A 9565-nucleotide genomic window follows, 5' to 3' on the forward strand; every position below is an offset into this window, starting at 1 on the left:
GGGGGGGGGGGGGGGGCCGGTGGGGCCCCCCCCGCACCCCTGGGGCCGGATCAGCCCTTGAAGCACTCCTTGTCCGTGCCCCGGTGCAGGGACAGGGACAGGTCGGGGAGCTTGAAGGTGGCGGCCGTGGTGGCCCACGCCTTCTGGTGGACCTTGGTCAGCGTGACGCTGTCGGCGCGCTGGCCGAAACCGTTCTCGTTGGCCTGGGTGTTGGGCTGGATGCCCTGGCCGCCCGGCGTCTTCGGGAGCGAACCGGCGGCGACGCCGATGTCGATCTGCTTGAACTCGGCGTCGGCCTCGAGGTACGAGACGTCGAGGTACAGGTCCTTCGCGTCGACCCGCTTGTCGGGGTCGGAAGCACCCTGCGTGCCGGCCTCCAGGCGGAGGGTGATGTCGCCGAGACCCGGAACCGGGGTCACGACGGACTGGCACATGTTGGTGATCTTGGCGGTGTCGAAGCCGGAGACCGCGACCGGGGCGCCGAACGGCGTGCCGTCCAGCTTCTTGCCCTTGGCGACGCTGCCGTACTGGACGAACTCGGTGCCCTCGAGCTTGTCGGTCGAGACCTTGAACTCCTGGCCGGAGATCGCGAACGACGCCGCGAGCGCACCCTGGGCCAGGCCGACGCCGATCGCGGCCGTCGCGGCCACGCTCGGGACCATGACGACGGCGAACCGCTTCCACCTGGTTCCGCCACGAACCTGGGACTTCATGAGAATTCCTCCTTCTCGGACGTACATCTCCGGAAGGGCCAGGGGCCCGTCCTGGGATGGGAGAAGAGCTACGTCCTCGGGAAGGAGAGCGCCGAGGCGTCAAACGGCGCGCTGCGCGTCCGAATCACCGGCGATCACCCCCGAGCGACAACCATGGCCACGCTTTTCGCGTGACCTGATTGGACAGGCCCCGTTCGGTGAGAGCGGGAACCCCCCTGTCCACGACCGGTGCAGGGCACCGGTCCGCCCGGTGGGGACCTTCGCCGCGTTCCCGGTTGGTTTGCCGGGGTGGTGCGGTTCGGACCGAGCGTCGCCGATCGTGGTCCATTCCGGGCCCCCGCACAAGGGGGTTCGTTACTCGCTAGTAACGGGTGGATAACCAGGCGATGGCGGGGCGGCGCCGAACGGGCACTCAGGGTGCGGCCGCGTGGCCGCCGATATCATCAGATCGCCGGATGAATCCGGACAGAATCAAGGATTCGATTTACTACAAGTAACAGCGGCCGCGATTACCAAGTTTTGGTAAAGCGCGGCCGCTGTCTGTCGCTCTGTCGCCAAATCGTCGGACGATCCGGCACCCTGCGCCGGGGCGGAAAAGGCCTCAGAACAGCACGCGGGCGAGGGCCTGGCGGCCCGCCGTCACGCGCGGGTCGTCGGCGCCGATCACCTCGAACAGCTCCAGGAGCCGCAGCCGCGCCGCGTCCCGGTCCGCGCCGGCCGTGCGGCGCACGGTCTCCACCAGACGCCCGAAGGCGTCCTGCACGTGACCGCCCACCAGATCGAGGTCGGCGGCGGCGATCTGCGCGGCCACGTCGGCCGGGTTGTCGGCCGCGTTCTTGCGGACGACGCCCGCGTCCAGGCCCTGCACCCGCTGGAGCAGTTCGGCCTGGGCCAGGCCGAGCTTGGCCTCGGGGTGCGCCGGGTCGTCGGCGAGCACGTTCTTGTACGCCTGGACGGCCCCGGCGAGGTCACCCGCGTCGAGCGCGGACATGGCCGCCTCCAGGAGCACGTCGTACGGCCCGACGGGCCGCGCGGCGGGGGCCGAGTCGTCGGCGTCCGCGTCCACGACGATGCCGGTGAGACCGAAGCGCTCCTCGCCGATCTGGATCAGCTGGTCGAGGGTCTCCCGGATCTGGGCCTCGGGGACCGCGCCCTGGAAGAGCGGCAGCGCCTGACCGGCGACCACCGCGAAAACGGCCGGAATTCCCTGGATGCCGAACTGCTGCATCAGCATCTGGTTGGCGTCGACGTCGATCTTCGCGAGCAGGAACCGGCCGTTGTACTCGACGGCCAGCCGCTCCAGGAGGGGGCCGAGCTGCTTGCACGGCTCGCACCACTCGGCCCAGAAGTCGAGGACGACCGGGACCTCGGCGGAACGCTGGAGCACATCGCGCTCGAAGCCCGCCTCGTCGACGTCGATCACCAGGGCGGAGGGGGACACCGCGGCGGTGCCACCCTGCCGGGCGGCTTCGGCGCGCACCTGCTCCGCCTTCGCCTTGGCCTCTCCGGCCGCCTTCACCGCGGCGAGGTCGACGACGCCGCTCATGGACATGTTTCGGGGCTGCATGGGTACATCCTCCCCCTTCCGCGCGCGTAACCGGTAAGCCATGGCCGAACCGTGCCGTCCGCACGCCTCCCGCCGGTGTGCGAGACGCGTGGACGACACGGTTCTTCGTCTTCGGTTCGCATCGGGTCCCCACCCGATGACCCGCCGGATCCCCACCCGGCGCATGGTTGTCGCTCAGGCCGCTCAATGCCTTTCGCTACGGGTCGTAGCGTATCTCCGCAGCGGGAGCCGGCGGGAGGGCCGGGGCGCGATCCGGCGGGTGAACTGCCTCACATCCCGCGCCTCTGGCGCGATACCTACCGGCGGGTATGGTCGGTTTCCATGTGTAGCCGCACCAACCCCCGCACCAGCCGTACCGGGCGTCCCCGCTCCACCGAGGCCGACACGGCCATCCTGGAGGCGACCCGGGCCGCTCTGGTCGAACTGGGCTGGTCCAAGCTCACGATGGGGGACGTCGCCGGCCGCGCCGGGGTGGCGAAGACGACCCTCTACCGCCGCTGGGCCAACAAGAACGAACTCGTGGTGGACGCCGTCGCCGTCCTCTTCGACGAACTCGAACTGCCCGACCTTGGTTCCCTCCAGGCCGACATCGAGCACGTCGTCCTCCAGTTCGCGGCGCTCCTCGAACGCCCCGAGACCAAGACCGCCCTGATGGCCGTGGTCGCCGAGTCCACCCGCGACGCACCGCTGCGCGAACGCATCCGCGCCTCGATCGTCGACCGCCAGAAGCGCCTCGTCCTGGCCGGCCGCATGCGGGCGCAGCAGCGCGGCGAACTCCCGGCGCACCGCGACCCGGTGGCCACGGACGCCACCGACGACCTGATCTTCGACGTGATCGCGGGCGCGGTCGTCCACCGCGCCCTGGTCAGCGCCGAGCCCGTCGACGAGGCATGGGTGGCCCGCCTCTCCGCCCTCCTCGTGGGGGGCCTGGGCGCGGTGGCGGCCCAGGGCTGAAAGCGGCGGGCAGGAGTACCGGGAGCTTCCGCCGGAGGAGGTTCGGGTGGTCGTCCGGACACCCCGACCAGGATCCTCGGCACGGCCGCGAAGTGGTCACCTCGTACGACAGGGGCGGTACGGGACTTCCCGTACCGCCCCTGCCTCGTGCGCAGTGACCGTCAGAAGCCCGGGGGCTCCGTGTAGACGCCCCACTCGTCGCGGAGGGCGTCGCAGATCTCGCCGAGCGTGGCCTCGGCGCGTACGGCCTCCAGCATCGGGACGATCATGTTCGAGCCGTCCCGGGCCGCGGCCAGCATCGCGTCGATGGAGGCGCGGACCTTGGCGTCGTCACGGCGCTCCTTGCGCTCGCCGAGGACGCGGACCTGCTCCCACTCGACCTCGTGGCTGACGCGGAGGATCTCCAGGTCGCCGGTGACGGAGCCGTGGTGCACGTTGACGCCGACGACCCGCTTGTCGCCCTTCTCCAGGGACCGCTGGTACTGGAAAGCGGACTCGGCGATCTCGCCGGTGAACCAGCCGTCCTCGATGCCGCGCAGGATGCCGGAGGTGATCGGGCCGATCGGGTGCTGACCGTCCGGGTGGGCGCGGCGGCCGCGCTCCTTGATCTGGTCGAAGATCTTCTCGGCGTCGGCCTCGATCCGGTCGGTGAGCTGCTCGACGTACCAGGAGCCGCCCAGCGGGTCGGCCACGTTGGCGACGCCGGTCTCCTCCATCAGCACCTGCTGGGTGCGGAGCGCGATCTCGGCGGCCTGCGCGCTGGGGAGCGCGAGGGTCTCGTCGAGGGCGTTGGTGTGGAGGGAGTTGGTGCCGCCGAGGACGGCGGAGAGGGCCTCGACCGCGGTCCGCACGACGTTGTTGTACGGCTGCTGGGCGGTGAGGGAGACACCGGCGGTCTGGGTGTGGAAGCGGAGCCACTGGGCCTTGTCGGTCTTGGCGCCGTAGACCTCCTTCATCCAGCGGGCCCAGATCCGGCGGGCGGCGCGGAACTTGGCGATCTCCTCGAAGAAGTCGAGGTGCGCGTCGAAGAAGAAGGAGAGGCCGGGGGCGAAGACGTCCACGTCGAGGCCGCGGCTGAGGCCCAGCTCGACGTAGCCGAAGCCGTCGGCGAGCGTGTAGGCGAGCTCCTGCGCGGCCGTCGCCCCGGCCTCGCGGATGTGGTAGCCGGAGACGGAGAGCGGCTTGTACGCGGGGATGCCCTGCGCGCAGTGCTCCATCAGGTCGCCGATGAGGCGCAGATGGGGCTCGGGCTCGAAGAGCCACTCCTTCTGCGCGATGTACTCCTTGAAGATGTCGGTCTGGAGCGTGCCGTTGAGGACGGCCGGGTCGACGCCCTGGCGCTCGGCCGCCACGAGGTACATGCAGAAGACCGGGACGGCCGGGCCGGAGATCGTCATCGAGGTGGTGACGTCGCCGAGCGGGATGTCCTTGAAGAGGACCTCCATGTCGGCGGCGGAGTCGATGGCGACACCGCAGTGGCCGACCTCGCCGAGGGCGCGGGGGTCGTCGGAGTCGCGGCCCATGAGGGTGGGCATGTCGAAGGCGACGGAGAGGCCGCCGCCGCCGGCCTCCAGGATCATCTTGTACCGCTCGTTGGTCTGCTCGGCGTTGCCGAAGCCGGCGAACTGGCGGATGGTCCAGGTCCGGCCGCGGTAGCCGGTCGGGTGCAGTCCCCGGGTGAAGGGGTACTCACCGGGCCAGCCGATGCGCTCGAACCCCTCGTAGGTGTCGCCGGGGCGGGGCCCGTACACGGGCTCCACCTCGTCCCCCGAGAGCGTGGTGAAGTCGGCGTCCCGCTTGCGGGCCTTGTCGTAACGGGCCTGCCAGCGACGGCGGCCTTCCTCGATGGCGTCAGCGTCCATGCTTCGAATTTACTAGGACGTCCTAGTAAATGTCGATGACAAACCTCCGCACATGTGTGCGGAGGGGGGTGTCAGGCCTTGACCGGCTCCGGCCGCGCGCCGCTGACCAGCGGAAGCGTCTCGGCGACGACCTTGCGCTCGACGAAGAAGGCGGCCAGCGGGATCGTTCCGGAAAGCAGCACCCAGAGCAGCTTCCCGAACGGCCACTTGGCCTTGGAGCCCAGGTCGAAGGCGAAGACCAGGTAGATGATGTAGAGGACGCCGTGGGCCTGGGAGACCGCGAAGGTCACGTCCTCGCCCATGTCGAACCCGTACTTGAAGATCATGCACGTGCAGAGCACGAGCAGCATGACGGCGGTCACGTACGCCATGACGCGGTAGCGGGTCAGCACGCTGGATTTCATGCCGTCGAGCGTAACGGCACGTTCCGGGCGATCTTCGCGGGGGGCTACCTCTCCTCGAAGTCGTCCGCCGCGACGCGCAGGGGGCGGAGCATGGCGAAGATCTCGGCGCACTCCTCGGCGTCGTAGGCGCCGAGGCCGAAGTCCATGTCCATCAGGTCGCGGGTGGCGGACTCGACGACCTCGCGGCCCTTGTCGGTGATGGAGGCCAGGGTGCCGCGGCCGTCGTTGGGGTTGGGGCGCTTGGCGACGAGGCCGGACCGCACGAGCCGGTCGACGGTGTTCGTCACCGAGGTGGGGTGGACCATCAGCCGCTCGCCGATCTTGGACATCGGCAGCTCCCCGGCCTTGGAGAAGGTGAGCAGCACCAGGGCCTCGTAGCGCGCGAAGGTCAGCCCGTACGGCTTGACGACGGCGTCGACCTCCGCGAGGAGGATCTGGTGGGCGCGCATGATCGAGGTGATCGCGGCCATCGAGGGGACCGGGCCCCAGCGCTTCTGCCAGAGTTCGTCGGCTCGGGCGATGGGGTCGAAGGGGAGACTGAGCGGCTTCGGCACGCACCGACCTTACCGACTGGTCATATGCCGGTCAGCCCCGTCTCGAACTTCGGTCGCCCGCAGCTCCGCGACGACGGCGAGGACGGCGATCGTGCCGAGCACTCCCGCGCCCGCGACGACCGTGTGGACGGACGCGAACTCGGCCGCGATCCCGGCGCCGGCCATGCCGACCCCCTGGACGGTCATCATGCCCGCCGTCATCAGGGTCATCGCCCTCCCCCGCTGCTCCTCGGGGACGGCGACGACGAACCAGGCGTCGAGGCCGAGGGTGTACGCGCCGGTGGCGCCGGCCAGGAAGAGCGCCAGGGCCGCGAGGCCCAGGCCCGGCCGGGGGGCGTAGAGGAGGTAGGGCAGGACGCTCACCACGGCGAGCGGCACCACGACGCGGGAGCGGGTCGCCGCGCCGAGGAACGATCCGGCGAAGAGCTCGCCCGCGATGGTGCCGACGGGCAGCGCGCACATGAGCAGGCCGAGCGCGGCGGTGGAGACGCCGATCTCGTCGGCGTAGGGGGCGGCGAGCGCCTCGGGCACGACGGCGAAGAGCGGCGGCACCCAGAACATCAGCATCAGGGCGCGCACCCGCCGGTTCCGCAGCACGGCCCAGGTGCCGGCGAGCCCGCTGCGGGTCTCCGCGGCGGCCCGGGCGGGGCGGCGGACGGTGCCGAGGCGGAGCAGCAGCGCGGAGACGACGAAGGTGGCGGCGGTGACGGCGAGGGCGCCGCGCGGCGGCACGGCGGTGAGCAGGACGCCGCCGACGGCGAAGCCGGTGAGGAGGGCGCTCTGCGAGACGATCCGCAGCAGGGAGCGGCCGAGGACGAAGAGGTCGCCCTCGCCGAGGATGTCGGCGAGGGTCGCCATCCGGGTGCCGTTGAAGACGGGCGAGACGACGGCGATGGCGCAGCGCAGCACGAGCAGGACGGCGACGGGGGTGGCCGGGACGACCATCGCGGCGACGCAGGCGGCGCAGACGAGGTCGCAGACGACGAGGATCCGCCGGGGCGGCAGCCGGTCCGCGAGTCCGGCGAGCAGCGTGCCGCCGACGAGGTAGGGCAGGAACCCGAGCGCGAAGGTGAGCGAGGAGAGCAGCGGGGAGCGGGTCAGGTCGTACACGAGGACGGTCAGCGCCAGTTCGCTGACGACGACGCCGACCAGCGAGAACAGGTGGGCCACGAAGACGAACCGGAACTCGCGGACGGCGAAGACGGCGCGGTAGCCGGGACTCGCGGCGGGCGCGGGAGCGGGAGCGGGCGCCTTCGGGGTGGGGTCGGGCGCGGGTGCGGGGGTGTGCGGGGGTGCCGGTTCCGGCGGCCGGGTGTCGTTCGTGGGCATGGAGGGCAGCGTGCCCGGCGGCCGGGCCGCGCCCTAGACTTTCGGCTCCAGCCGAATGTCCGGGGAGGTTCCGTGCCGTACCACCTGCATTTCGGGGAGGCGGATCCGATGCGGATCCGGTTCGCGATCTCGCCGCTGTGGGAGACGCACTCGGCCGTGCGCGTCCTCGCCCGGCCCGCGAAGCAGGGGTACCACCTGCCGTGGATGCGGCGGATCGCGGACGCCGCGCGGGGGCTCGACCTGGGGCCGCTGCACCTGCTGATGCCGCACAGGGGGCACAGTCCCGACTCGCTCTATCCGCCGCCGCTGGGTCCGGCGGCGTCGTTCGACGAGGAGATCGCGGCGGTGCGGGCGACGGACCCCGCGCTGGCCCTGGTCGACTTCGAGCGGGCGCTGGCCGAGACGCCGGGGGCGGCGGAGTCGGCGGAGGGGCGACGGATGCTCGCCGATCCGGCCGGTGCGGTGGAGCGGCTCGCCGATCTGCTGCGGGCCGCGTGGGAGGCGCTGATCGAGCCCGACTGGCCCCGGCTGCGGGCGCTCCTGGAGGCGGACGTGGCGTACCACTCGCGGCGGCTCGCGGAGGGCGGGCTCGAACGGCTCCTGGGGGAGCTGCATCCGGCCTTCGACTGGGCGGCGGAGACGGCGACGCTGCGGGTCGCCTATCCCGGTGAGCACGTGCGCCCGCTGGACGGGCAGGGTCTCGTGCTCGTGCCGTCGGTGTTCACCTGGCCGGACGTGGTGAGCGGCTTCGATCCGCCGTGGCAGCCGACGGTGGCGTATCCGGCGCGCGGGATCGGCGGTCTGTGGTCGGAGCCGGGGGGCCGTACGCCGGAGGCGCTGGCCCGGCTGCTCGGGCCGGTGCGGGCGGACGTGCTGTGCGCCCTCGACGAGCCGATGGGGACGACGGCGCTCGCGCACCTGCTCGGCAGGGCGCCGTCGTCGGTCTCGTCCCATCTCTCGGTGCTGCGGGACGCGGGGCTGCTGTCCTCCCGGCGCTACGGCCATCAAGTGCTGTACGAGCGGACCCCGCTGGGGATCGCGGTGTCGCAGCCGGACGCGAAGTGACCGTCATGTCACGATGACGCCGTCTGTCCCGTCGCGTACCCGACCCTGGGGGCCGGATGTCCCGCCGCACCGTCACCGCCGCCCTGGCCCTCGTCTCCGCGCTGCTCCTGAGCGGGTGCGGCGAGGCCGAGCCGCCGAAGGGACCCGTCGGCCCGCCGTCCGCGCGTGGGGAGGTCGTGGCCCCCGCGTCGGGCTCCCCGTTCTGGGTGGACCCGGACAGCGACGCGGCCAAGCAGGTGCGCCGGTACGAGGCGCAGGGCAGGACCGAGGACGCCCGGATCCTGAAGCGGATCGCGGACCGGCCGGTCGCGGACTGGCCGGCCGGCGACGATCCCGTACCGGAGATCACGCGTGCGGTCCGGGGCGCGGCGGCCGAGAAGCGTACGGCGGTGTTCGTCGCGTACAACATCCCGCACCGCGACTGCGGGATGTACTCGGCGGGCGGTTCGCACGACGCGGCGGCGTACCGGAACTGGGTGGACGCCTTCGCGACGGCGATCGGGGAGGCCTCCGCGATCGTCGTCCTCGAACCGGACGCGGTGCCGCACATCGTCGACGGCTGCACCCCGGCCCAGTACCACGACGAGCGCTACGGACTCCTTGCCGGGGCGATCGAGCGGCTGAAGCGGCAGCCGCGCACCCGGGTCTATCTGGACGCGGGCAATCCGGCTTGGATCGACGACCCGGGCAAGCTGGTGGAGCCGCTGCGCCGGGCGGGGGTCGCCCGCGCGGACGGCTTCTCCCTGAACGTGTCCAACTTCCAGCGGAACGACACCGTGCGGGGGTTCGGCACCACGCTCTCGGGGCTGCTCGGCGGCACCCACTTCACGGTGGACACGAGCCGCAACGGCGACGGCCCCCTCCCGGGCGACCGGGCGGACGCCTGGTGCAATCCGCCGGGCCGGTCCCTCGGCGTGCCGCCGACGGACCGGACCGGGGACGATCTGGTCGACGCCTATCTGTGGGTCAAGCGCCCCGGCGACTCGGACGGCCCGTGCCGGGGCGGTCCGTCCGCCGGGACCTGGTGGCCCGACTACGCCCTGGGCCTCGCCCGCCGGGCGAAGTCCTAGGGCCTGTCGTCACCTTCCCGTCGTCGCCCGCGGGGCAGACGGGAAGG

General features: G+C 71.9%; 9 protein-coding genes. 3 read left to right on the plus strand and 6 right to left on the minus strand.

Annotated elements, in window-relative coordinates:
* Positions 1 to 50: 50 nt before the first annotated feature.
* Both ACFCY7_RS37925 and ACFCY7_RS37930 read right to left on the minus strand, forming a co-directional pair.
* The gene (locus tag ACFCY7_RS37925; RefSeq protein WP_376490639.1) at positions 51 to 713 is read right to left on the minus strand and encodes a DUF6230 family protein; all 663 of its coding nucleotides are present in this window, start codon (positions 711 to 713) and stop codon (positions 51 to 53) included.
* Positions 714 to 1314: 601 nt separating this feature from the next.
* Positions 1315 to 2280 carry a tetratricopeptide repeat protein gene (locus tag ACFCY7_RS37930; RefSeq protein ID WP_376490640.1) on the minus strand — a complete coding sequence of 322 codons (966 nt, stop codon included), beginning with the start codon at positions 2278 to 2280 and terminating at the stop codon, positions 1315 to 1317.
* A 321-nt stretch (positions 2281 to 2601) separates the two neighbouring features.
* Here ACFCY7_RS37930 and ACFCY7_RS37935 point away from each other — a divergent pair, with 321 nt between their 5' ends.
* Positions 2602 to 3234, plus strand: a complete 633-nt coding sequence (locus tag ACFCY7_RS37935; protein WP_376490641.1) for a TetR/AcrR family transcriptional regulator — start codon at positions 2602 to 2604, stop codon at positions 3232 to 3234.
* A 161-nt stretch (positions 3235 to 3395) separates the two neighbouring features.
* Here the strand turns inward: ACFCY7_RS37935 and ACFCY7_RS37940 are convergent, their stop codons facing one another.
* The 4 genes from ACFCY7_RS37940 to ACFCY7_RS37955 form a co-directional block, all read right to left on the minus strand.
* Positions 3396 to 5096: a methylmalonyl-CoA mutase gene (locus ACFCY7_RS37940; RefSeq protein ID WP_376490642.1), complete on the minus strand. Its 1701-nt coding sequence runs from the start codon at positions 5094 to 5096 to the stop codon at positions 3396 to 3398.
* Between the two features lie 71 nt (positions 5097 to 5167).
* Positions 5168 to 5500 carry a DUF3817 domain-containing protein gene (locus ACFCY7_RS37945; protein ID WP_376490643.1) on the minus strand — a complete coding sequence of 111 codons (333 nt, stop codon included), beginning with the start codon at positions 5498 to 5500 and terminating at the stop codon, positions 5168 to 5170.
* A gap of 44 nt (positions 5501 to 5544) precedes the next feature.
* A complete protein-coding gene (locus ACFCY7_RS37950) occupies positions 5545 to 6054 on the minus strand; it encodes a MarR family winged helix-turn-helix transcriptional regulator (RefSeq protein ID WP_376490644.1) in 510 nt (169 codons plus the stop codon).
* Between the two features lie 9 nt (positions 6055 to 6063).
* Positions 6064 to 7383 (minus strand): MFS transporter, encoded by a 1320-nt coding sequence (locus tag ACFCY7_RS37955; RefSeq protein WP_376490645.1) that lies wholly within the window; start codon positions 7381 to 7383, stop codon positions 6064 to 6066.
* A 72-nt stretch (positions 7384 to 7455) separates the two neighbouring features.
* On the opposite strand from ACFCY7_RS37955, the gene ACFCY7_RS37960 reads away from it, so the two are divergent.
* Together ACFCY7_RS37960 and ACFCY7_RS37965 are read left to right on the plus strand one after the other, a co-directional pair.
* Positions 7456 to 8448 (plus strand): DUF5937 family protein, encoded by a 993-nt coding sequence (locus ACFCY7_RS37960; RefSeq protein WP_376490646.1) that lies wholly within the window; start codon positions 7456 to 7458, stop codon positions 8446 to 8448.
* Between the two features lie 56 nt (positions 8449 to 8504).
* Positions 8505 to 9518, plus strand: a complete 1014-nt coding sequence (locus tag ACFCY7_RS37965) for a glycoside hydrolase family 6 protein (protein ID WP_376490647.1) — start codon at positions 8505 to 8507, stop codon at positions 9516 to 9518.
* The last annotated feature ends 47 nt before the right edge of the window (positions 9519 to 9565 follow it).

The organism is Streptomyces sp. NPDC056361 (assembly GCF_042262805.1).
Lineage (GTDB): Bacteria > Actinomycetota > Actinomycetes > Streptomycetales > Streptomycetaceae > Streptomyces.